This is a genomic window from Prevotella sp. P5-108, assembly GCF_002251385.1.
Classification (GTDB): Bacteria; Bacteroidota; Bacteroidia; order Bacteroidales; family Bacteroidaceae; genus Prevotella.
This window is the reverse complement of the sequence record NZ_NPJJ01000010.1, coordinates 1-24,140: the sequence shown is the minus strand read 5'-3', so window position 1 is coordinate 24,140 and position 24,140 is coordinate 1. Positions and strand designations below refer to the sequence as shown.

Annotated in this window: 20 protein-coding genes; 12 read left to right on the top strand and 8 right to left on the bottom strand. The window is 46.8% G+C overall.

From position 1 onward, the window contains the following. The first annotated feature begins 12 nt into the window (after window positions 1-12). Genes CIK95_RS01765 through CIK95_RS01755 form a run of 3 tightly spaced genes read left to right on the top strand, consistent with a single transcriptional unit; the run spans window position 13 to window position 2,955 of the window. Window positions 13-1,074 (top strand): M28 family metallopeptidase, encoded by a 1,062-nt coding sequence (locus CIK95_RS01765; protein ID WP_094388156.1) that lies wholly within the window; start codon window positions 13-15, stop codon window positions 1,072-1,074. Between the two features lie 56 nt (window positions 1,075-1,130). Further along, window positions 1,131-1,817, top strand: coding sequence for a glycoside hydrolase family 25 protein (locus tag CIK95_RS01760; protein WP_094466107.1), 687 nt, complete (start codon window positions 1,131-1,133; stop codon window positions 1,815-1,817). A gap of 25 nt (window positions 1,818-1,842) precedes the next feature. Continuing rightward, the gene (locus CIK95_RS01755) at window positions 1,843-2,955 is read left to right on the top strand and encodes a zinc ribbon domain-containing protein (RefSeq protein WP_022309519.1); all 1,113 of its coding nucleotides are present in this window, start codon (window positions 1,843-1,845) and stop codon (window positions 2,953-2,955) included. 287 nt (window positions 2,956-3,242) lie between these two features. On the opposite strand, the gene CIK95_RS01750 is transcribed toward CIK95_RS01755, so the two are convergent. Both CIK95_RS01750 and recQ read right to left on the bottom strand, forming a co-directional pair. Further along, window positions 3,243-4,451 (bottom strand): ectonucleotide pyrophosphatase/phosphodiesterase, encoded by a 1,209-nt coding sequence (locus tag CIK95_RS01750; RefSeq protein WP_022309520.1) that lies wholly within the window; start codon window positions 4,449-4,451, stop codon window positions 3,243-3,245. 8 nt (window positions 4,452-4,459) lie between these two features. After that, entirely contained in the window at window positions 4,460-6,304 is a 1,845-nt protein-coding gene (gene recQ / locus CIK95_RS01745; RefSeq protein ID WP_094466106.1) for a DNA helicase RecQ, read from the bottom strand. Between the two features lie 128 nt (window positions 6,305-6,432). Between recQ and CIK95_RS01740 the strand changes: the two genes are divergently transcribed. The 6 genes from CIK95_RS01740 to hisS all read left to right on the top strand — a co-directional run bounded on the left by CIK95_RS01740 (window position 6,433) and on the right by hisS (window position 12,799). Next, window positions 6,433-6,876, top strand: coding sequence for an AraC family transcriptional regulator (locus tag CIK95_RS01740; protein WP_022309522.1), 444 nt, complete (start codon window positions 6,433-6,435; stop codon window positions 6,874-6,876). 55 nt (window positions 6,877-6,931) lie between these two features. Continuing rightward, window positions 6,932-8,866: a dihydrofolate reductase gene (locus tag CIK95_RS01735; RefSeq protein ID WP_094388150.1), complete on the top strand. Its 1,935-nt coding sequence runs from the start codon at window positions 6,932-6,934 to the stop codon at window positions 8,864-8,866. Further along, window positions 8,863-9,480: a DNA alkylation repair protein gene (locus CIK95_RS01730; protein WP_094387007.1), complete on the top strand. Its 618-nt coding sequence runs from the start codon at window positions 8,863-8,865 to the stop codon at window positions 9,478-9,480. Before CIK95_RS01735 ends, CIK95_RS01730 begins: the two co-directional genes overlap by 4 nt. A 178-nt stretch (window positions 9,481-9,658) precedes the next feature. Beyond that, the gene (locus tag CIK95_RS01725) at window positions 9,659-10,138 is read left to right on the top strand and encodes a Fur family transcriptional regulator (protein WP_022309525.1); all 480 of its coding nucleotides are present in this window, start codon (window positions 9,659-9,661) and stop codon (window positions 10,136-10,138) included. Between the two features lie 18 nt (window positions 10,139-10,156). Further along, window positions 10,157-11,434 (top strand): adenylosuccinate synthase, encoded by a 1,278-nt coding sequence (locus CIK95_RS01720; RefSeq protein ID WP_094387008.1) that lies wholly within the window; start codon window positions 10,157-10,159, stop codon window positions 11,432-11,434. Beyond that, the gene (gene hisS, locus CIK95_RS01715; RefSeq protein WP_094466105.1) at window positions 11,435-12,799 is read left to right on the top strand and encodes a histidine--tRNA ligase; all 1,365 of its coding nucleotides are present in this window, start codon (window positions 11,435-11,437) and stop codon (window positions 12,797-12,799) included. It abuts the gene before it with no gap. 73 nt (window positions 12,800-12,872) lie between these two features. Here the strand turns inward: hisS and CIK95_RS01710 are convergent, their stop codons facing one another. Continuing rightward, window positions 12,873-13,430: an NADH peroxidase gene (locus CIK95_RS01710; protein ID WP_022309528.1), complete on the bottom strand. Its 558-nt coding sequence runs from the start codon at window positions 13,428-13,430 to the stop codon at window positions 12,873-12,875. Between the two features lie 79 nt (window positions 13,431-13,509). Continuing rightward, window positions 13,510-14,757 carry a DUF5103 domain-containing protein gene (locus CIK95_RS01705; RefSeq protein WP_094466104.1) on the bottom strand — a complete coding sequence of 416 codons (1,248 nt, stop codon included), beginning with the start codon at window positions 14,755-14,757 and terminating at the stop codon, window positions 13,510-13,512. A 338-nt stretch (window positions 14,758-15,095) separates the two neighbouring features. Here CIK95_RS01705 and CIK95_RS01700 point away from each other — a divergent pair, with 338 nt between their 5' ends. Then, the gene (locus tag CIK95_RS01700; protein WP_094466103.1) at window positions 15,096-15,302 is read left to right on the top strand and encodes a hypothetical protein; all 207 of its coding nucleotides are present in this window, start codon (window positions 15,096-15,098) and stop codon (window positions 15,300-15,302) included. Between the two features lie 3 nt (window positions 15,303-15,305). Here CIK95_RS01700 and pckA read toward each other — a convergent pair whose 3' ends face one another. Beyond that, window positions 15,306-16,907, bottom strand: a complete 1,602-nt coding sequence (gene pckA / locus CIK95_RS01695; RefSeq protein ID WP_094466102.1) for a phosphoenolpyruvate carboxykinase (ATP) — start codon at window positions 16,905-16,907, stop codon at window positions 15,306-15,308. A gap of 868 nt (window positions 16,908-17,775) precedes the next feature. On the opposite strand from pckA, the gene upp reads away from it, so the two are divergent. Then, window positions 17,776-18,435 (top strand): uracil phosphoribosyltransferase, encoded by a 660-nt coding sequence (gene upp / locus CIK95_RS01685; protein ID WP_094389204.1) that lies wholly within the window; start codon window positions 17,776-17,778, stop codon window positions 18,433-18,435. A gap of 192 nt (window positions 18,436-18,627) precedes the next feature. Here upp and glyA read toward each other — a convergent pair whose 3' ends face one another. From glyA to pyrB, 3 genes are all read right to left on the bottom strand, one after another. Further along, window positions 18,628-19,908 (bottom strand): serine hydroxymethyltransferase, encoded by a 1,281-nt coding sequence (glyA, locus tag CIK95_RS01680; RefSeq protein ID WP_094387520.1) that lies wholly within the window; start codon window positions 19,906-19,908, stop codon window positions 18,628-18,630. Between the two features lie 98 nt (window positions 19,909-20,006). Continuing rightward, a complete protein-coding gene (locus CIK95_RS01675) occupies window positions 20,007-20,462 on the bottom strand; it encodes an aspartate carbamoyltransferase regulatory subunit (protein ID WP_094387519.1) in 456 nt (151 codons plus the stop codon). Between the two features lie 2 nt (window positions 20,463-20,464). Then, window positions 20,465-21,412, bottom strand: coding sequence for an aspartate carbamoyltransferase (pyrB, locus tag CIK95_RS01670; RefSeq protein ID WP_094387518.1), 948 nt, complete (start codon window positions 21,410-21,412; stop codon window positions 20,465-20,467). Between the two features lie 117 nt (window positions 21,413-21,529). On the opposite strand from pyrB, the gene CIK95_RS01665 reads away from it, so the two are divergent. After that, complete coding sequence (locus CIK95_RS01665) at window positions 21,530-23,842, top strand: penicillin-binding protein 1A (protein ID WP_094421436.1); 2,313 nt, start codon at window positions 21,530-21,532, stop codon at window positions 23,840-23,842. The last annotated feature ends 298 nt before the right edge of the window (window positions 23,843-24,140 follow it).

Below are 24,140 nucleotides of genomic sequence, written 5' to 3'. Positions count from 1 at the left end.
ATTATGATGATTATGCGTTACGTTAATTACACATTATATATCCTTTGGGCTACAGTGGCATTGCTCTATGCGCAACCTGCTGACGCCATCCGTCGCAACCCAAATACGGCTGCTGCCATCCATCTTGCCCAGCAGAAGAATATCGGTCTTCAGAGCATCACCGAAAATGCAGCTCGCGCCCATGTTGGTTTCTTGGCTCACGATTTAATGGAAGGTCGTCAGGCGGGGATGCGTGGGTCACAGTTGGCCCAGCAGTACATAGTCTCACACATGCGCCAATTGGGATTGCAGCCTTACGAGTCAGCCTCATTTCTGCAACCGTTCAACGCCGCCGCACGCCCTTCGCTACGTCGCAGTCCACGTTATTTTGTAGAGTCAGACTCCTTGGTTAATATAGCCAAAGGCCCTCATCATCTTCTCAGTTTGGCCAATGTGATAGCGTGTATCCCCGGCACTTCTACCGACGAAGTCGTAGTGGTAGGGGCGCATTTTGACCACGAGGGCCTTTCTCCCACATTGGTTGGAGACCAGATTTACAACGGAGCCGACGACAATGCCTCGGGTGTAAGTGCTGTGCTGCAGATTATGCAGGCTTTTGTCAAGAGCGGTGTCCGTCCACGCCGCACCATAGTCTTCGCCTTCTGGGACGGAGAGGAACTTGGGCTACTTGGCTCGCGTTATTTTGTGAACAGCCACAAAGATATCAGCCAGATTAAGGGTTATCTCAATTTTGATATGGTCGGCGGCAACAATCGCCCTGACGATTCTCAATATTTTGTGTACTTCTATACCGAAAGCCATCCTCGTATCGGTGAATGGCTTAAGGACGACATAGCCCACTACCAGCTGGACCTGCATCCCAACTATAAACCGTGGGACAATCCTGTAGGAGGAAGCGACCAGAGTTCGTTTGCGCGTCACGCTATTCCTATCGTGTGGTATCATACTGATGCACAGCCGCATTACAATCAGCCTTCCGACGAAGCGTCAACCATCAATTACCCCAAACTCGCAGACATTACGCGCGCCTCGTTTCTGACGGCTTGGCATATGGTCAATGATGCGACGTGGTAACGAAAAAAGAGTAAGTTTGTTTTGTATTTTCTACATATTAAAGTAACTTTGCACCTATGAAGTGCATATATATATTCATATTATCAATATTTTGTACACTTGCCACACATGCCCAGACCGAATGTGAAGACACCTGCCAGCACATACATGGCATAGATATGAGCCACTATCAGGGAGATGTGTTTTGGGAGCAGATAGGAGACAATGCTAAGATGGCCTATGTCTATCTCAAGGCTACCGAAGGTGGTGACAATATTGACAGCAAGTATAAGCGTAACATAGAACTGGCTCATCAGAACGGCCTCAAGGTTGGTTCTTATCATTTCTATCGAGCCCGCATTCCCCAAGAGGTACAGTTGCGTAATTTTATGGCACAATGCAGGCCTGAAGACCAGGACCTGTTGCCCATGATAGACATCGAGACACGTAGTGGGTTGTCCGTGAAAGAGTTTACCGACTCGGTATTCAAGTTTCTCCAACTCGTAGAGGTGGCTTATCGTCAGAAGCCGTTAATCTATACCGGAGCCAACTTCTATGACCATCATTTCGCCGGCAAACTCAATGATTATAAGATTATGATTGCCCAATATACTCAGCGTGAGCCCATTTTGACCGATGGTCGCGACATTACCCTTTGGCAATACACGGCCAAAGGACGAATAAGCGGTGTCAATGGCCATGTGGACAAAAGTCGATTTATGGGTAATCACCGATTGCGAGAGATAAGATACCGACACCGATAACATAGATTAATAAACATATACGATTATGGCAATTATCAAATGTCCCGAGTGCGGTCGTGAGGTAAGCGACAAAGCGCCCGTGTGCCCGTCTTGCGGCGTTGAAATAGCAGGACATATCATCACTTGCCCCAAATGTGGCACAGTTTATTTCAATGACCTGTCCAGCTGTCCGACCTGTCACACTCCGACTCATCCAGAGACAGCGCAGGCACAACCCTCATATCAGGCAGAGCCCGTCACTTCGTCTTCTGCAGACGAGAAGCCAGCCAAGAAGAATACCAAGGTGATTATCTATTCATTCCTCTTTGCTATCGTCTTGGTTCTCGGAGGCATCTTTGTCTGGTATCAGGCACAGGGAGGTAAAGAAGAGGAAGCCTATACTTATGCCATGACAAGCGAAGACCCTGCCGTGCTGCAGAGTTATCTTACCACCTATACCAATGCGCCCGCAGAGCATCGTGACTCGGTGTCTGTGAGACTGGAGCGTCTGCAGCTGTCTGATGCAGAGTGGCGCGATGCCGTGGTAAGTGGCTCCAAAGAAGCAATGGAGGCTTATCTCAAAGCTCATCCAGGAAGCCTGCATCAGCAGGAGGCATTGCATCGGATAGACTCTATAGACTGGGCTATAGCCCAGCGCCTCAATACGGCGGAGGCTTATCAGGCCTATGCCGATGCGCATGCCAATGGCGAGCATATCGACGAGGCGACAGAGGCTATGAAGGATGCGCAGTCAAAGACCGTTATGCCCCAAGAGAAGGACGCCATAGTTACTCTTTTCCGCCATTTCTTTCAGAGCATCAACTCGAAGAATGAAGACGGCCTGAAGAGCACCGTTGCAGTCTTTATGGATTCCTTCTTAGGCAAGACCGATGCGTCGCCATCAGATGTGGTTACCTTTATGAAGAAGATTTATAAGGACGACATTACCAATATGAACTGGCGCTTGGGAAATGACTTCCAGATAGACAAGAAACCTTTGGACAATGACGAGTATGAGTATAGTGTGCAGTTCTCGGTATCTCAGGATATCACCCGTACTGATGCGAGCAAGGAGAAGCATGCCAAATATCTTATCAAGGCAAAGGTAGACGCTAACCATCTCATAAGTTCGTTCAACATGACCAAGGTACTGGAGTAAACCCAGTATGCAATCATGATAACCCAAATGTGCCATAGCCTGTTGCGGGCTATGGCACATTTGGGTTATCATATATCCATCATTCTTTGATTGCCGGCGCGACTGCCATTGCGTTCGCTGGTTCGTGCCTTTAGGCACGCGCCTTCGTGTCGTATGATGCGGGCTCACGTGTCAAATGGCGCGTGACCACGTATCAAATGATACGAACTGCCCATGGCGGTCAGGAGAAATCAGAATGACGCTCAGAGAGGGAGCCGCATTGATTTGCAGGTTGTTTGGATGGCGATTTAGTTGTCTTTTATGATACTCTTGACATCGTCGATGCAGCCGTCATTTTCTGCCGGAGTGATGCCCAGTAGGTTGCATAGGAGTGTATAGACACTCACATTGCGGAAGGGCTTGACCTGGGCATGACGGATGTTAGGACCGATGGCTCTGAACATAGCCCACATATCAGTATAGGCTGGGTCGTAGCCATGCATGCCGCCAGAGTTAATCGGCTTGTCATATACCACCCACCCCAAATCGGGCACTGCCACCACATCGCCGATACATCCGTGTTCGGTATAGTGCAGATAGGCCGGGACCTGTTCTTTGCGCCATGCGCGCAGATGTGGCACTCCCTGCAGACGTTGGCAGATGGAGTCGACGGTTGCTTCGTGTTGCTGTACGTTGTCCCATGAGGCATAGATATTTACGGGAACGCTACCATAGGCTTTGTAGGGCAGATTGCCCAATAACGGGCGTAGTTCTATCTTGTGTGATTGGTCGACCCACGCCATGCCATGGTCGGAGAGCACTATGAAGTTGACCTGTTTTCCTATCGGCAGTTGGGTTATACGGCTATATAGGTTGCCCATCAGCGAGTCCATGCGCTCTACCGCCCGTCTGGTCTCGCGGCTATGAGGGCCATAGTTGTGTCCGCTCTTGTCGGGCTCGTTCATATATACCATGATGAGCTGTGGGCGCTTGTGCTTGCTCCGCTGCAGACACTCTATCACCTTGTTGCAGCGCTGTTCGAGGGTGAGGCGTGGCTTCTGGTCGTAGTCGAGATAGGTGTCGGGGTAACTATTGTGTATCTTTACATCAGAGCCTGCCCAATAGAATATGGCAGTACGCAGACCTTGGCGTTGGGCGGTCAGCCAGATGGGTTCGCCACCAAAGTATTTGGGGTCTTTCTTCATGATGCGGTTTGACAGGTTGAAGTCATATCCTGTCTCGCAGTCCATAAACTCGTTGGCAATGAGGCCATGATGCTCAGGCGTGAGACCTGTAGCCAATGAATAGTGGTTGGGAAAGGTCTTGGAGGGAAAGCAGGGGATGAGCGAACTTGCCGTACCCTCATTGGCCATGCGGTCGAAGAAAGGAGTGTTGTACCATTGAGGGTAGTCCCATCGACATCCGTCAAGAGATATTACTACGGTGTAAGTTTCGCTTGTTGCAACAACTGCTATGGACCAACATAGCAGCATTATATTCAGAATGATTCTTCTCATATTTCTTATTATACTTGTTTTATGCCATCCAGATAGTTGCGGATAGCGTCTGTAAATACCTTTCCATAATGTACCTTTTTGAATTCACCGATGCCACTGATATGGCCAAATTCCTCGATAGTGGTGGGCTTCTCTGCCGCCAGCGAGTGGAGCACTTTGTCGGACAGGATGAGGTAGGCGGCGAAGTTCTGCTTGTCAGCAATCTTTCTTCTCAACACGCGTAACTGCTCGAAGAGCTGCTTGTCTTCGACTGCGGACAGCTTCAGTTCGGGTATCTCGGTTTGGCGTGCGGTCGATTCCTGGCGACCACGAGTCTCCTTCTTCTTGTATGGAGTCAAACTGATTTCAGAGACTTCTGCCAGCATGGCATTGCTCTTGCCATACAGGACCTCTTTGCCCATATCAGTCACTTTTGCATGATTGTCTTCGTCGTAGGCAATGCTGATGTATCCCATTTGCAGCATTTGCAACAGATAGTCACGCCAGCGGGATGTCGTAACATCCTTGCCGACGCCAAAGGTCTTTAGCTTTTGATACTCATGACGCATAACGGTGGGGGAGAGCATGCCGCGCAGAATCTCGATGACAGTTCCAATGCCTATCTTTTCTTCGGTCCGCATGATGGCGCTCAAGGCTTTCTGGACGAGTAGCGTGCCGTCAAACCTACGTGGCGGATGCTGGCACACATCACAGTTGCCGCAATCGCAGTCACGCTCTTCTCCGAAATAGTTGAGCAATATTCTGCGACGGCACACACTGCTTTCGGCATATTGCTGCATACGCTCCAACTTCAGGTTATTCACGTCGTTCTGGCCACTGCTGTTGGCAAACTGTCTGAGCTGGATGATGTCGGCAAGTGAGTAGAACAGGAATGTGTCGGCAGGCGCGCCATCGCGTCCGGCACGTCCTATCTCCTGGTAGAAACTCTCGATGCTCTTGGGCAGATTGTAGTGGAATATCCAACGGATATTGGGCTTGTCGATACCCATGCCGAAAGCGATTGTGGCGCATACTACCATAGTCCGGTCGTTCTTGAAATCTTCCTGTATCTTGCGGCGCGTCTGCCCGTCGAGTCCTGCGTGATAGGCTTGGGCTTTGATGTTGGCCTTTCTCAGCGACTCGGCAACGCTCTCTGTAGTCTTTCTGCTCAGACAGTAGATGATGCCGGCGTCGTTGGGGTGGTTGCGTATATAGGCATTGATGATTTTCATCTTCTCTGCCTTGGTCGATTCGCGCCTGACAGCAAGCGACAGGTTGGGACGGTCAAATGAGGATATATAGGTCTCTCCCTTGATGGCAAGCTGTTTCAAAATGTCTTCGCGGGTTATCTTGTCGGCCGTTGCGGTCAACGCCATTACCGGGACATTGGCAAACCGTTCTCTAATTATACCCAACTGAGAGTATTCTGGCCTGAAGTCGTGGCCCCACTGGCTGATACAGTGGGCCTCGTCTATGGCAAAAAGGCTGATGTTGAGCTGGCTCAAGAAGAAGGGAATCTCTGCTATCAGTTTCTCTGGTGACATGTAAAGCAGTTTGATTTCCCCGTTGGCACATTTGCGCCGAATCAGTAAGTCCTCTGCGGTGTTGTTGTTGCTGTTGAGGGCAGCCGCCGGTATGCCGTTTTCTACCAGTGCCTCCACCTGGTCGTGCATCAGACTGATAAGGGGTGAAACCACAATGGTAACGCCGTCAAGCATCAGCGCGGGTACCTGATAGCATAGACTCTTTCCACCTCCTGTTGGCATAAGCACAAGAGAATCTTTTCCAGCCAGCGTGGCGTCTATTATCTCACGCTGTAATGGGCGGAAGGAGTGGTAGCCGAAATACCTATTTAATATATTAATTGGGTCCATGATAAGTAAATTTGTAGCAAAGGTACAAACAAATGGAAAAAAAGTTGACAAAAATGACATTAATTTCAAAATTGTGGCTAATTTTGCAGTAGTAAATATCAGGAAACAAGAGTTATAGCATATAGAAGATGACAAAATACAATATTACAGAGGCTCGGGAGAGAGAGGCAGCCTATCGCTCATTGATAAATCCTAAATTGATGGATGAATTGAAGCAGAAAATACTTGAGGTAATCCTTATTCAGAAGAAATACAAGGACAAGAATTATTCTGCCAAGAATCTGGCTGAGGATTTGGGCACCAATACTCGTTATATATCTGCCGTGGTCAATGTGCGCTTTCATATGAATTATACATCCTTTGTCAATAAATATCGTATAGAGGAGGCTATGGGCATTCTCACAGACCGTCGCTATACCCACATGAAGATGGAGGATATTTCTCAGATGGTAGGCTTTGCCAACCGCCAGTCGTTTTATGCTGCTTTCTTTAAAATCAATGGTTGTACTCCCCGCGAATACAAACTGCGTTATGCCCAGCGTTCTGCTGGGGCTGACAGTTCCAGAAAATGAGAATGTCAGAGGAGATGTCCATTGAATCAAGTATAAGCTAAAAAGTCATGTTCCGATGAAGGAAGATTTCAATTATTCCGACGAGCGCTTTGCCGATATCCAGATGCTTCGTTATCGCTTGAACGGATTTGAGCAGTTGTCGCTCCGCAAGAAACTATATATCTACTATCTTTCTCAGGCCACTCTTTGTGGCCGTGATATCACGTTCGACCAGTTTGGCCGATACAATATTCGCATTCGCAAGATGCTGGAACAAATCTATCTCCATTATGAGGGAGATAGGCAGTGTGAAGAGTTTAAGGCATTGGAGATTTATCTTAAGCGAGTTTGGTTCTCTAATGGCATTTACCATCATTATGGATGCGAGAAGTTTGTACCGGGATTTACGCGTCGGTATCTTGATGAGGTGATAGGGTCTCTTGGAATAAAAATATTTGACAGCGATGAGCAGAAATGCGAAGTCTATGATGTCATTTTTGACCCTGAGGTATTGCCCAAGCGTGTAAATCAGGCAGATGGGGTGGACTTGGTGCAAACCTCGGCATGCAATTTCTATCAGGATGTTACCCAACTTGAGGCAGAACAATACTATGCAGCCTTAAAGTCTAAGGTTGGTAACGATTGCCTGCCCTCGTTTGGTCTCAATTCCAAACTCGTCAAAGAGGATGGGATAGTAAAAGAACAGGTATATGCTGCTGATGGCTTATATGGTAAGGTCATTCGTGAAATCATCGTTTGGCTGGACAGCGCGGTACAGGTGGCTGAGAATGAGCGTCAGCGCGAGCTCATCTCACTGCTTATAGCCTACTACAGGAATGGTGATTTGGCGACCTTTGACCGTTACTCGATAGAATGGATAGCGGAGCAGGATGGTCTTGTCGATTTCATCAATGGATTTATTGAAGTCTATGGTGACCCGCTGGGGCTCAAGGGCTCTTGGGAGGGCATCGTAGAATATAAAGATATAGATGCTACCAAGCGTACACGTACTATCAGTGACAATGCGCAATGGTTTGAAGACCATTCTCCTGTCGATGCACGTTTTCGCAAGCAACAGGTGAGAGGCGTCACTGCCAATGTGGTGTGTGCGGCTATGCTTGGTGGTGATGAGTATCCGGCTTCGGCTATCGGAATCAACTTGCCTAACGCTGAATGGATAAGGGCTCTGCATGGTTCTAAGAGCGTTACTATCGGAAATCTTACCGAAGCGTATAATAAGGCGGCTCATGGCAACGGCTTTTTGGAGGAATTCGTCATAGATGGGGATACACTCGACCTTATTAATAAATATGGAGACCTCTGTGACGATTTGCATACAGACCTCCACGAATGTCTTGGGCATGGAAGCGGCCAGTTGCTCCCCGGTGTGTCATCTGATGCACTCAAAGCCTATGGCTCTACCATCGAGGAAGCGCGTGCCGACCTCTTCGGGCTTTATTATCTGGCTGATGCCAAGCTGATAGAATTGGGGCTGGTGCCAGATGCAGAAGCATATAAGGCCCAATATTATACCTATATGATGAATGGTCTTATGACCCAGTTGGTAAGAATAGCTCCTGGAAATCTTATCGAGGAAGCCCACATGCGTAACCGTGCCCTGATATCCCGTTGGGTGCTTGAGCATGGCGATGGTTGTGTCGGTCTGGTATGCAGAGACGGCAAGACCTACCTTGTGGTCAATGATTATCACGCTTTGCGCTGCTGTTTCGGTCAATTGCTCTACGAGATTCAGCGCATCAAGAGTGAAGGCGACTATGAATCGGCCCGCAAACTGGTTGAGCAGTATGCGGTCAGAATAGACAGCGAACTGCATAATGAAATATTGAGTCGTTATCGCCGTCTCAATATCGCTCCCTATAAAGGTTTTATTAACCCGGTGCTTGTTCCCGTCTGTGATGATGACCGGAATATCGTTGATATAAAGGTCGATTATACCGAAGGGTATACTCAACAGATGTTACGTTACTCTAAAGAATTTGGATATTTATGACAGAAGAAACACACGAGAAACTGAAGGCTATCAAGCAGTCTTTTCGCTCGATGATGAATGGCCCCGTGTCGCAGTCTATGCGCGAAAAAGGTTCAGACTATAAGATAAATTGGGGGGTGGCACTTCCTCTGTTGCAGAAAATGGCGGCAGAGTATGGATATGACTACGACCTTGCCATCAATCTGTGGAAGGAGAATATACGAGAGTGCAAGATTTTGGCCACAATGATTATGCCGCCCGAGCAGATGTTGCCAGAAGTGGTGGATGTGTGGATGGAACAGACCCATACGCAGGAAATGGCTGAGATTGCAGCTTCCAAACTGTATCAGTATCTTCCATTTGCTTCAGTTATGGCTTATGAATGGATAGCTACAGACAAGGTATATTATCAGATAGCTGCCTATAATATATTGGGACGTTTGTTTGCCCGTGGAATGGCTCCCAACGAACTTGGTATCAATGAATTCTTGGACCAGGTCGCTGTGGCGCTCCAAGACGATAATATCGGTGTAAGGCATGCTGCATACAATTGTCTTACTCGTTTTGAAGACCTTGGTGACGATTATGCACTTCTTGCTCAAAAGGCCATGCGTTCACAAGGGCTTCATCTCTGAAACGAAAATACTCAAAGGACTGACAGGATGGGCTGACGCCTGTTCTGCAGTTCATTTGCATCTTGCTTCTGTCATCAAGCAACAAAATCAACATCGTAGGTTATCTTTTTCTCTTATTTATACCTTATTTATATAAAAATGATGTAACTTTGTAGCAACATTAATATGTAACGGATAGATGGTGGATAACGTCAATATTAAAGCAAGAGAAATATTGGACAATTATCTTGAGATGCACAATCATCGCAAGACACGTGAACGTTACTTTGTACTTGATGCCATCTGCCGGATGCCTGGTTGTTTTACCCTAAAGGAACTTGATGCTAATTTGAGATTGTCAAATTTCAGGGTATGTCGGGCTACTCTCTACAATGCTATACGTCTTTTTACGGAACTGCGTTTGGTCATCTGCCACCGTTTGGCCGATGGCACGTACTACGAGAAGGGGTTCAATGGTGAAAGCCGTGTGCATCAGGTTTGCAATGTCTGTGGTAGGATAACCGAAATAGACGAACCGGAGATAAGCGATGCTGTAAATGATATAAAATTGAAGCGGTTTCGTAAAGAAACATTCAGTCTGTATATTTATGGCGTCTGCAGTAGCTGCCAGTCCAAGGAGAAGCGTACGCGCAGCAAGGTTAGTAAGGAAAGAATATAAATACTCATTATAATTGATATGAATACAGGTAAAGTCGATGTCCTGTTGGGTCTCCAGTGGGGCGATGAAGGTAAAGGAAAAGTAGTGGATGTGCTTACTCCCCACTATGATGTGATAGCTCGTTTCCAGGGAGGACCAAATGCCGGCCATACCTTGGAGTTTGAGGGGCAGAAGTATGTTTTGCGTTCTATTCCATCTGGCATTTTCCAGGGCGGTAAGGTCAACATAATCGGTAACGGTGTGGTATTGGCGCCCGATTTGTTTATGGAAGAAGCCAAAGGTTTGGAGGATTCGGGTCACAATCTGCATGAGCGTCTGCATATCTCAAAGAAGGCCCATCTCATTATGCCTACCCATCGCATTCTGGACCGTGCTTATGAGGCTGCTAAAGGCAAGGCCAAAGTGGGAACGACAGGAAAAGGCATTGGCCCAACCTATACAGACAAAATTTCACGTAATGGACTGCGCGTAGGCGATATTCTGGATAACTTCAACGCTAAATATGCTGCCCATAAGGAGCGTCATCTCAAGATGCTGGCATCTATGGGATGGACAGACTTCGAGGGCTTCGAAGCCGTAGAAGCCAAATGGATGGAAGGCGTTGAGTATTTGCGTCAGTTTACGATTGTGGATAGTGAGAATGAAATCAACCATATCCTGCGTGAAGGCAAAAGCATACTCTGTGAAGGCGCTCAGGGCACTATGCTCGATGTCGATTTTGGCAGTTACCCATTTGTGACATCTTCTAATACCATTTGCGCAGGTGCTTGTACTGGCTTGGGTATTGGTCCTAACCGCATAGGCAATGTTTATGGTATCATGAAGGCTTATTGCACCCGTGTGGGTAGTGGTCCGTTCCCCACCGAACTGTTTGATGAAACTGGTGATACTATCCGTAATATCGGTCACGAATATGGTGCCGTTACCGGTCGTGAGCGCCGTTGTGGCTGGATAGACCTTGTACAGCTGCGCTATTCGGTCATGGTCAATGGCGTTACAGAACTCATCATGATGAAGAGCGATGTGCTGGATGGTTTTGATACTATCAAGGCTTGTATCGCATACAGATTGAAAGATGGAAGTGAAACATCTGAATTCCCTTATGAGATTGATGATGTGACTCCCATTTATAAGGAGATGCCAGGATGGAAGACTGATATGACCAAATTTACTTCAGAAGAGCAGTTCCCTGAGGCTTTCAGCAATTATGTGCATTTCCTCGAGGAGTATCTTGAGACACCTATTAAGGTTATTTCAATAGGTCCTGATCGTGAACAAACAATAGTAAGAAAATAAATGGCACAGAAACCTTCTATACCCAAAGGGACGAGAGATTTCGGCCCTATAGAAATGGCGAAGCGCAACTATATCTTTGATACCATTCGCCAAGTATATGCGCTTTATGGATTTCAGCAGATTGAAACTCCGGCAATGGAGACTCTCCAGACCCTGATGGGTAAGTATGGAGAGGAAGGCGACAAACTCTTGTTCAAGGTGCTCAACTCGGGCGATTATCTTGGCAAGATTACCGATGAAGAACTGGCTGGGCGCAATAGTCTTCATTTGGCTGCAAAGTTGTGCGAGAAAGGGTTGCGTTATGACCTTACCGTTCCATTTGCGCGTTATGTGGTCATGCATAGAGATGAACTTCAGTTGCCTTTCAAGCGCTATCAGATTCAGCCAGTGTGGCGCGCAGACCGTCCTCAGAAGGGACGTTATCGCGAGTTCTTCCAGTGCGATGCTGATGTTGTTGGCTCTGATTCGCTGCTCAATGAGGTAGAACTGATGCAGATTGTCGATACCGTCTTCTGCAGATTCGGCATTCGCGTTCAAATCAAGATTAACAACCGTAAGATTCTTACCGGTATCGCTGAGGTAATAGGCGAAGCTGACAAGATTGTTGATATTACGGTTGCAATAGACAAGCTGGACAAGATAGGGCTGGATAATGTCAACAACGAGCTTAGAGCTTGCGGTATTGGCGAAGAGGCCATTGAGAAGTTGCAGCCTATCATTAGCCTCGAGGGTTCCAACAATGATAAACTGCAGACCATCGCAGAGGTGCTTGCCACTTCTGAGACTGGACTTAAAGGCGTAGAGGAAACCCGCTTTATTCTGGATACGCTCGAGAAGGTGGGACTTACCAATGAGATTCAGCTTGATCTTACGCTTGCCCGTGGCTTGAACTATTATACAGGAGCAATCTTCGAGGTGAAGGCGCTTGATACCCCCATGGGAAGTATTACGGGTGGTGGCCGCTATGACAATCTTACCGGCATCTTCGGTATGCCAGGACTGAGCGGTGTAGGCATCTCTTTTGGAGCAGACCGTATTTATGATGTATTGAATACCCTTGAACTCTATCCCGAAGAGACTTTGAATGCTACCCAGGTGCTGTTCATCAACTTCGGTGAGAAAGAGGCCGCTTATTGTCTGCCCATTATCAGCGAAGTGCGCAAGAAGGGCATAAGGGCAGAGATTTATCCTGATGCGGCAAAGATGAAGAAGCAGATGGGGTATGCCAACGCCAAGGCCATACCTTATGTGGTCCTTGTCGGAGAAAATGAAATGAAAGAGGGCAAGGTAATGCTGAAGAATATGGTTACAGGAGAGCAGCAACTCGTTGCGCCCGAGGAAATGGTAGACATGATTAAGGCATAACCATTCTGAATAATTCCAACAAAAGAGGCTTCCACCAAGGGAAGCCTCTTTTGTTTTGGATATCTTTTTCTGATTATTTCTTGAAATAACGGTTGTAGAGACCCATGAAGCCGGCAGCGTGACGAGCTTCATCTTTCGCCATCTCATGGATGGTGTCATGCAGAGCATCAGAGCCTTCAGCTTTTGCCATCTTGGCAGCCTCAAACTTCTCTGCGCATGCGCCCTTCTCGGCTGCAATGCGAGCTTCGAGATTGCTCTTGGTGTCTTTCAGCACTTCGCCCAACAACTCTGCGTAGCGAGAGGCGTGGTTAGCTTCTTCGTAGGCATAGTGCTCAAATGCACGTGCAATTTCTGGATAGCCCTCACGATCAGCCTGGCGAGCCATAGCCAAGTACATGCCTACCTCGCTACATTCGCCGGCGAAGGTGTTCTTGCAGTGTTGTACTAACTCGTCGCTAACCTTGTCGGTATAGGCACGGCCTAATTCGTGAACTGTGGCAAACTCTGGCTCGTCATCGAGAGACACTTCCTTAAACTTGCTCCGTGGAGCCTTGCAAAGAGGGCAGAACTCTGGAGCCTCTGTTCCTTCATAGATGTAACCGCAAACGGTACAGATAAATTTCTTCTTCATGATGTTATATTTTTACCTTGTTATCGTAATGCAAATATACGGCATTTTTAAGAAAACGCCAATTTTTTCACATTATTTATCATCGTGTGTGAATGTGGGCAACGCCTACCAAACGGTCGTAGCGGCTACCTTGGGCATGATAGTACACCAGGGCTGTATATTTGTTTTCTGTCTGGTAGGAGTTTCCTTCAGTGGGCACAAAGCCGATGCGCCCAGTAGGTGAAACCCAAAGGTACTGATAGTTGTAGTAACCTTGTTTTAACCTTATGGCAGTTTCATAACAACCGTTGTCTTCATTCCATTGCATCTGGTAATAGGGTGTGAACTGGTCGTGAGTCCAGTTGCCGTTAAGGTATATCTCTCCTGGCAGCCGTTTGGTCTTGAGAGTGAAGTGTACGGTTTGGTATTCCGAGGTGTAGTTGATTTCACGATTGTCACTATTGCGTATGAAGTATGCGCCGTTGGAGTCTTCGTCATACACATAGTTCGGGCGAGGCTCGTCGGGCCATAGATATGCGTGGTATTCTGTATTGTCCCATTCCAAGTTTTCTACGCCCATATTGGCATGATTGACATCGAGAATTTCAAATTTTCGGTATTCGTTTCCGCCATCAAAAACAAGTTGCGGGCAGTGTGTCCATGTCAGCCCATCGGTTTTGATATATTGCGGGGAAGGGTTAGTCACGGCATTATCCCATCTGTTGTTCTGCAGAAAGACTGTCGTGATTTCCCGCTTCCAATCATTAATCCGAAGGTCATTGAAATGTACGCCCATTTCTATCTGCTGATGTCTACCGTTGACGTCGGCATCAGTATTAGAGGTTGTGCGCATTTCTATGCCTGCAGCAGCTTCTGCCACCATAAAGTAGGTTTTGAAGATGGGCTCGTTGTTGTCGTTCTCATCATAAACCGTAACACAATAGTTGCCGCTTAACTTTAATCGGCACCTCTCATTGGGAATGGAGAAATGGTAGTGGGTGTATAGGGTGTTGGTATTGATGGATTGTTCAAGATTGTCGATAAGATTGTCGTCTGCAAATCCGTCAATATAATCACTGTCAAACAGCGAAGAAGTGGGTTTCCAATTGGCATCGCAGTGCTCTATGCGATAAGCATATCGCTGCGATTCGTGGGTCAGGTCGTCGAAGTCGATGTTTACGGTCTCTCCGCTATTCAGCATGATGACAGGCAGGTCTGTCCATCGCTGCTCGGCTACGGTTTGCAGCGTCTGGATGTTGCTTTTGTATAGAGTAGGGCGTTGGGCCGAAACGGTAATGCAAGTCAACGATGATAGCCCAACAGCAATGATATATCGAAATTTGTTCATCTTCTTGTGTTGTCTATGCAAAAGTAGTCAAACGAAATGAATGTGGCAAGAAAAAGGCAATAAAAAAGGGCAAGATAATCACTTACCTTGCCCTTCTTCGCGCCAGTCATTTGTATTAGTTCGTTTTAGATAATAATGCTAAAAAGTATCATTATTATGACTTAAACCAATACATAGGCTGACTCGCATTCTAAAAACATCATCTTAACCTTAAATCTATCAAACTAACTAACCTATTGTATTACATTCTCCCGAATGCGATGCAAAGGTATAAAGATTTACGATAACAACCATCATTTTTATCGCAATTTTATGTGAAAACGGCCTTTTGTTGACTTATGTCAAATGTATTAAGAACTAATGAAAATCTTGATGCCGTGAAGGGGAGAAATGGGGCGGAAATGCCAGAAATTCCATTAACATTTATTATAAAGAAGCTATCCCTGCTTATGGGCATCAATGGGGCGTTGAAGCGGTCGTTAATAAAAAAAGAGACCACTCCGATACGGAATGGCCTCTTGATATACTGGGTTTGTAAGTTCTAAAGATTAGAGCTTTGGACCGGCAGCAACGAGAGCCTTGCCAGCTTCGTTGTTTGTGTACTTAGCGAAGTTCTTGATGAAGCGGGCAGCGAGGTCCTTAGCCTTCTCCTCCCACTGAGCAGCGTCAGCGTAGGTGTCGCGAGGATCAAGAATCTCTGTAGCAACTCCGGGGAGCTCTGTGGGCACCTTGAAGTCGAACATAGGAATCTGCTTTGTAGGAGCCTTGTCGATGTCACCGTTCAGGATAGCGTCGATAATACCACGGGTGTCGCGGATAGAAATACGCTTGCCTGTGCCGTTCCAGCCAGTGTTTACGAGGTAAGCCTTGGCGTTGTTCTTCTTCATCTTCTTAACCAGCTCCTGAGCATACTTTGTTGGATGCAGCTCGAGGAATGCCTGGCCGAAGCAAGCTGAGAAAGTAGGAGTGGGCTCTGTGATGCCGCGCTCTGTACCAGCGAGCTTAGCTGTGAATCCTGAAAGGAAGTAGTACTGAGTCTGCTCGGGAGTCAGGATTGATACTGGAGGCAGCACGCCGAAAGCGTCGGCTGACAGGAAGATAACCTGCTTAGCAGCGGGTGCTGAAGAACCTGGCTGGATGTTGTTGATGTGGAAGATTGGGTATGAAACACGAGTGTTCTCGGTAACGCTCTTGTCAGCGAAATCGATCTTGCCGTTAGCATCAACAGTTACGTTCTCGAGGAGAGCGTCGCGACGGATAGCGTTGTAGATATCGGGCTCTGACTCCTTGTCGAGGTTGATAACCTTAGCGTAGCAGCCACCCTCGAAGTTGAACACGCCGTTGTCGTCCCATCCGTGCTCGTCGTCACCGATGAGCAGACGCTTAGGATCGGTAGACAGAGTGGTCTTACCAGTGCCTGACAGACCGAAGAAGATAGCTGTGTTCTCGCCGTTCTTGTCGCAGTTTGCTGAGCAGTGCATAGAAGCGATGCCCTTCAAGGGGAGGAAGTAGTTCATCATAGAGAACATACCCTTCTTCATCTCACCACCATACCATGTGTTGATGATAACCTGCTCCTTAGATGTTACGTTGAAGGCAACGCAAGTCTCTGAGTGCAGACCCAGCTCCTGATAGTTTTCTACCTTAGCCTTAGATGCGTTGTAAACAACGAAATCGGGCTCGAATGCCTCAAGCTCTTCAGCTGTAGGACGGATGAACATGTTGGTTACGAAGTGAGCCTGCCATGCAACCTCAACGATGAAACGAACAGCCATACGGGTGTCCTTGTTGGCGCCGCAGAAACCATCTACTACATAGAGGTTCTTGTTGCAAAGCTCTTTCTTGGCGATGCCCTTAACCGTAGCCCATACTTCCTCAGACATGGGGTGGTTGTCGTTCTTATACTCTTCAGAGGTCCACCATACTGTGTTCTTAGAGTTCTCGTCCATTACGATGTACTTGTCCTTAGGCGAACGACCGGTGTAGATACCAGTCTTAACGTTGACAGCGCCGAGCTCGGTCTGCTGGCCAACTTCAAAACCCTCGAGTCCTGCCTTGGTCTCTTCCTCGAACAACTGCTCGTAAGAAGGATTGTGGGCGATTACTGTAGCACCTGTAATGCCATACTTAGTTAAATCTAAATTTGCCATTTTTGTTGTTGTTTTAAAAATTTATATGGTCTGTTTAATTTCTGTTGTCAATTGCACTAACGTGGACTTATCTATAGATAATATCCACTCTTAGACGACGCAAAATTAAGCAAAAAACGGATAATGCCCAACCGAAAAACGACAAAAATACTCTTTAGTTAGATATTTTAGGTTAAAGAATTGAAAAACTATACATTGCCCGCTTTTTTTGCTATACGGAGTTTGCAAAAAAAATGAGTTTTACATACGTGATTGATATAGTTGGGGCCATAATCTTGAAAGATGATATGAGCGGGAGGCTCTTATGGCAGGTTATCGTGGAGCTGGGTGGGGTAGAGGTTAGCTATAATGTGAAATAAGCGTATAGGCAGGTGGCAACAAGATAGTTTTATGTGCCGTTAAGTGGGCTTTTTGCAGCAGGATGTCTGCGCCGATAGTCGGTTTGGTATAATGATGTCGAAGGTGATGGCATATAATCTGAATTCGTGGGGTGATTTACTTGTTTCAGGTTTTGCATTTGTTGTTGCCAACCCTGCATTGATTGTTTTGCATTCTAAAAAGAAGTTCGTGGTAGATGGCAAGAACTACGTTTCGATGGCTGGTCGGGAACTGGCGAATGTGTGTAGAATATACGTTAATGTTAATTCTGACAATAATGCAATATGCTGTGGTTCGGAATGGGACTATGGGTTAATGGGCAGCAAGGGTGTGATAATTGTGTGCTGGTTACAATTTTGCCTTGTCGCGGTCATGGCAAGGAGGGTGTTGGCACCCCGAGAACATAAATGCAGGAAAAACAGAAAAATATCGCGGGTTTTCCTTTGTTTTTTCTCGGGTTTACACTACCTTTGCAAGCAAAAACTAAACGATGGAAGTTATTAACCTAAGTGAGAAGAACTCCATTATCAACCAATATCTGGCTGAGATGAGAGATGTCAATTATCAGAACAACCGATTGCTTTTTCGTAACAACGTCATGCGTATTGGCGAATTTGAAGCATTCGAGATTTCCAAAACATTAGATTATGCCCCTTGTGAGGTAACAACCCCGTTAGGTGTATCTACGGTCAACGTGCCTACAGACAAGATTGTGCTCGCCACAATTTTCCGTGCAGGTCTTCCTTTCCATAATGGATTCCTTAATATATTCGATCATGCCGGCAACGCTTTCGTTTCGGCTTATCGTGAATATGTAGACAAGGAACATCATGAAGTGGGTGTGCATGTAGAGTATCTTGCTACGCCAAGCATTGAGGGAAAGAACATTATTATAGCTGACCCGATGCTGGCGACAGGAAGCAGTATGGAGCTGGGCTACAAGGCATTCCTTACCAAGGGTACTCCAAAGCGTATCCATGTAGCTTGTGTCATTGCGACACCAGAGGGAATAGAGCATATCAAGAAGACTTTCCCCGAGGAAAAGACAACTATCTGGTGTGCAGCCATTGATCCAGGCTTGAACGACCACAAGTATATTGTGCCAGGTTTCGGTGATGCCGGTGACTTGTGCTACGGCAGCAAATTGTAAGGAAAATATGTTGGCAATCATCTGATTGTCTCGACTTTGCTGATGCTTTACTGCAAAGATAATCGCATCGTAATGTTCTCGTCCTTGAGGGCATTACGATGCGATTTATAATTTCTCGATTGAAGCAAAAAGAAATCTCCCTCGCCACTTGGTGTGACCGAGGGAGATTTCTATATTGTATAGGGCGGTTGCTTAGTATGCAAAAAGTGGATAAGCCTTCATGGTCTCATTTACTTTCTCGCGTACGCGGGCGATAACCTGTTCGTCTTCGGGAGCGTTGAGCACCTCTTCTATCAGTTCGGCGACCAAGTGCATCATGTCTTCCTTGGCACCGCGTGTGGTCAATGCGGCTGTACCCAGGCGAATTCCGGATGTCTGGAATGCGCTGCGAGTGTCAAAGGGCACCATGTTCTTGTTGGCGGTGATATCGGCTGCGACCAATGCGTTCTCGGCGACCTTGCCGGTCAACTCGGGATATTTGGGGCGCAGGTCTACCAACATTGAGTGGTTGTCGGTACCACCACTTACGATGTCAAAACCACGGCTGATGAGGTCGTCGGCCAATACCGCAGCGTTCTTCTTGACCTGGGTGGCGTACTCTTTCCATGATGGGAGCAAATTTTCGCCGAACGCAACAGCCTTGGCTGCGATAACGTGCTCGAGAGGTCCGCCCTGGGTGCCGGGGAATACGGCGCTGTTGAGCAGGGAGCTCATCATGCGCACTTCGCCCTTCTTGGTAGTGATGCCCCATGGGTTTTCAAAGTCTTTGCCCATCAGGATTACACCGCCGCGTGGACCGCGAAGGGTCTTGTGGGTGGTAGTGGTTACGATGTGTGCATATTTTACAGGGTTGTCCAACAGTCCGGCTGCAATGAGTCCGGCGGGATGGGCCATGTCTACCATAAACAGTGCGCCTACTTCATCGGCAATCTTGCGCATGCGGGCATAGTCCCATTCGCGGCTATAGGCAGAGCCTCCACCGATGATGAGCTTTGGCTTGTGTGCCAATGCGAGGCGCTCCATCTCGTCATAATCGACACGGCCTGTTTCTCGGTTGAGTTCATAGCCAATTGGGTTGTACAGAATACCAGATGTGTTAACGCGTGAACCGTGAGAAAGGTGGCCTCCGTGGTCCAGATTGAGTCCCATAAAGGTGTCGCCAGGCTTGAGGATGGCTAATAATACTGCTGCATTGGCCTGGGCTCCAGAGTGGGGCTGAACGTTGGCAAACTCGGCGCCAAAGAGTTTCTTGACTCTCTCGCGGGCAATGTTCTCCACTTCGTCCACAATTTGGCAACCGCCGTAATAGCGATGTCCGGGCAGACCTTCAGCATACTTATTGGTAAGATAGCTGCCCATAGCCTGCATAACCTCGTCGCTGACAAAGTTCTCGGAAGCGATGAGCTCCATGCCCTTTAGCTGGCGCTGATGTTCCTTCTCGATGAGATCGAATATTATTTGGTCTCTTTCCATATTATTAGTTTTCCCGTCCTCTCCTCCAGAAGGAGAGTGAGCCCAACTTACTCTAATGGGATTTGTGTTGGTTATGAAACATTATTTTTTTATTGGAATTAGCATAACTTTACTTTGCTCAGTTCTTGCTCCTTGTCGCAATAGTGGCATTTGATGATGCCGTGAGCCTTGTCTATTACGTTGAAGATGGTGAGCATGGGCTCGTTGTTGCAGATGCATACAGGATTGTTGCATTTCACGATACCCCGCAGTTCGTCAGGAGTTTCTACGGTCTTTTTCTCTACAACTTCGTAGTCCTTGATGATGTTGAGCACGGCATTAGGAGCCAGTACTGATAATTGGGAGATCTCTGCATCGGTGAAAAACTTCCCGGATACCTTGATGATTCCCTTGTGTCCTACTTTCTTTGACTCCAGATAGTTGCCTATAGTTACAGGGGTGGTCAGGGTGTCGAGCTTGAGCAGATTTGCCACTTTGTAGGTTTTCTCTGCAGGTATATGGTCTATTACGGTGCCATTCTCAATGGCAGTAACTAACATTTCTTTCTTTGCCATGATTATTCTATTATAGTCTTGTCGTTTTTGATGTCGTCAAGGGTGATTCCGAGACAATGACAGAAGATGGCTTCGCGGGCGTAGAGTCCGTTTTTGGCCTGCTGTATATAGTAGGCATGTGGGTCGTCATCTACATCGTATGCAATCTCGTTGACGCGGGGCAGCGGGTGGAGTATCCTCATATTCTCCTTGGCGTATTTGAGCATGTCTCGGTTGAGAATGTAGATATTCTTGACCTTCTCGTATTCCATCAAATCGGAAAAACGCTCCTTTTGTACGCGCGTCATATATAGGATATCGGCATCTGCAATTACCTTCTCGTTGAAAGCCGTATGCTCTTGGTATCTGATGTTATGCTCTTTGCAGTAGAGCTTGTACTCTTGGGGCATCGCCAGTTCCTTGGGGGCTATAAAGTGGAATGTGGGGTTGAAATGGCGCATGGCAGTTATGAGGGAATGGACCGTGCGGCCATATTTCAAGTCACCGACCAAATAGATGTTGAGATCTTCAAGAGTACCCTGGGTTTTGTATATCGAATAGAGGTCGAGCAGACACTGGGAAGGGTGCATGTGGGCGCCGTCTCCAGCATTAATAATAGGTATTGGTGCTACTTCGCTTGCATAAAGTGCAGCTCCTTCTATAGAGTGGCGCATGGCAATCACGTCAGCATAGTTGGATACCATAAGAATGGTGTCTTTAAGAGTTTCGCCCTTTGTTGTACTTGAAGTCTTGGCGTCAGAAAAACCAATAACGCGGGCTCCAAGGCGATTGGCAGCGGTTTGAAAACTAAGTTGGGTGCGGGTGGATGGTTCAAAGAAAAGCGTAGCCACTACTTTTCCTTTTAACAATTCTCTGTTAGGATGATTCTCAAACTCCTTTGCCATTTCCAAGAGGTATAGTATCTTTTCTTTGGAAAGGTCTTCGATCGTCACAAAATTATGTCTTTCCATATGTGTTGAAGAATGTATTATTCTAAATTGAGTGCTAAGTTACACATAATTTTCAAATATTTGTCCTTTGTTGCCATAAAAAATCGTATTTTTGCAGATATTTTTTCAATGCATTGTATGAGAAGAAAGGTTGTACATATTTTATGGGCTCTTTTGGGCTGTTCGGTATTGGCCGTGACAGTGGTGTTTACGGCAATTTGGAATGGATGGATAGGGTATATGCCTCCCATTGACGAGCTGCAGAATCCTATTAATAGATTTGCCACGCAGGTCTATTCTTCGGACGGCAAGGTGCTTGGCACGTGGAGCTTCAACCGGGAAAATCGTATTCCCGTGGCGTATAATAATCTGTCGCCCTACTTGGTCAAGGCGCTGGTTGCTACTGAAGATGCCCGCTTCTATGATCATTCTGGTATTGACTTTATTGCCCTTTGCCGTGCCATCGTCAAGCGTGGACTGCTCGGGCGTGAAAGTGCTGGCGGAGGCTCTACCATTACACAACAGTTGGCTAAACAGCTCTATACCGAGGTGGCTCATTCTACCGCCGAGCGTCTTATGCAAAAGCCGATAGAGTGGGTGATTGCCGTCAAACTTGAGCGTAACTATACCAAGGAAGAGATAATAGCCTTGTATCTTAATTATTTTGATTTCCTCCATAACGCCGTGGGAATCAAGACGGCTGCCAATACCTATTTTAATAAAGAGCCCAAGGACTTGACTATAACTGAGGCTGCACTGTTGATAGGTTTGTGCAAGAACCCTTCTTTGTTTAACCCGGTAAGATATCCGGATAGAAGTTTGCAGCGTCGTAATGTGGTGCTTTCGCAAATGCGCAAGGCCGGTTATATTACTGATGATGAGTATCGCAAATATTGCGCAGAGCCAATCAGGCTTGACTTTCATCGGACGGATCATAAAGATGGAACCGCCACATATTTCCGTGAATTCCTCCGTCAATATATGATGGCGTCTCGGCCTGAACCTGACAAATATCCTGTTTGGAATCGACGTCAGTATGTTCTTGATTCGATTGCCTGGGTAAGCGACCCGCTCTATGGCTGGTGTAATAAGAACTATAAGAAAGATGGTGAAAACTATAATGTTTATACTGATGGACTAAAGGTTTACACGACCATAGATTCTCGCATGCAACAGTATGCGGAGGATGCGGTCTACGGTCATGTTGCCAAGTATCTTCAGCCTTTGTTCACACGTGAAAATCGCAGAAAGCCCAATGCGCCGTTTACAGATAAACTTACGCCTAAGGAGGTGCAGCGCATTATGCGAAAGGCAATGGAGCAGAGTGAACGTTATCGCGCCATGAAGGCTGCTGGTGCTTCAGAAGAGGAAATTCGGCGTGCCTTCCGGACCAAAACTGACATGACGGTATTTTCTTATCAGGGAGATATTGATACGGTGATGACGCCGATGGATAGCATTCGTTATTACAAATCATTCTTGCGTGCCGGATTTGTAAGCATGGAGGCGCATACGGGCGCTGTCAAGGCTTATGTGGGTGGCCTTAATTACAACCATTTCATGTATGACATGGCAATGGACGGTAGGCGTCAGGTGGGTTCTACCATTAAGCCATTTCTCTATGCTTTGGCTATGGAGAATGGATTCACCCCATGTGATTTGGTGCCAAACGTTCAGCAGACATATATGGTTGCAGGTAAGCCATGGACTCCGCGTAATTCCAGTCATAAGCGATATGGAGAGATGGTTACTCTTAAGTGGGGACTGGCTCAGTCAAATAACTGGGTTTCAGCTTATCTTATGAGTAAACTTAATCCCCGGCAGTTTGTTACAATGCTCCATGATTTTGGAATTAACAATCCCGACATACATCCGTCGATGGCACTTTGCCTTGGTCCATGCGATGTATCTGTGGCAGAAATGGTGAGTGCATATACTACGTTTGCCAATAGCGGTATACGCTGTGCTCCAATGTTCGTGACCAAGATAGAGGACGCAGAGGGAAATGTGGTGGCACGTTTCCAGCCTCGTATGAACGAGGTGATTAGTTCTGAAAGTGCCTATAAAATGATAGAAGAACTGATGGGCGTAATCGATGGCGGTACTGGTGGAAGAATTAGGTATAAGTTTAATGTCGAGGGACCTATTGGAGGAAAAACCGGAACCACCAACCGTAACTCAGATGCCTGGTTTATGGGCTTCACGCCCCAGTTGGTGAGCGGCTGTTGGGTAGGTGGCGAGGACCGAGACATCCATTTCGATTCGATGGCGCTCGGACAGGGTGCCTCTATGGCACTGCCCATTTGGGCTTACTATATGAAGAAGGTGTATAGGAATAAGGATTTGGGCTATTCGCCTGATGTCGATTTTGATATTCCCGAAAATTTCAACTCGTGTGTAAAAGAAGTTGACGAAACTGGGTCAAATGACATAGAGGAAGTCTTTGAGTGATGAGTGACTGATAAAGCCATCTGCGGATATAAGAGCAGATGGCTTTATATCTTTTTGAAGTGTTCGGCATTTTGTATGAATTATGGCGGTTAGTCTCCCTATATAATATATAATAAGGTATATAGTCCCCAGGGCCATCATTTTGGTTGATATAAATCAATAGGTGAAAAATATTTTCAACTTTTTTGTTGAAATGTTTGGTTTGTGTTGAAAAAAGCTATACCTTTGCATCCGCTTTCGAGAATGAAACACTTCTCCTGAGCGCTGAAGAAAGAGTTCTTTGAAAGATTTAAGATAA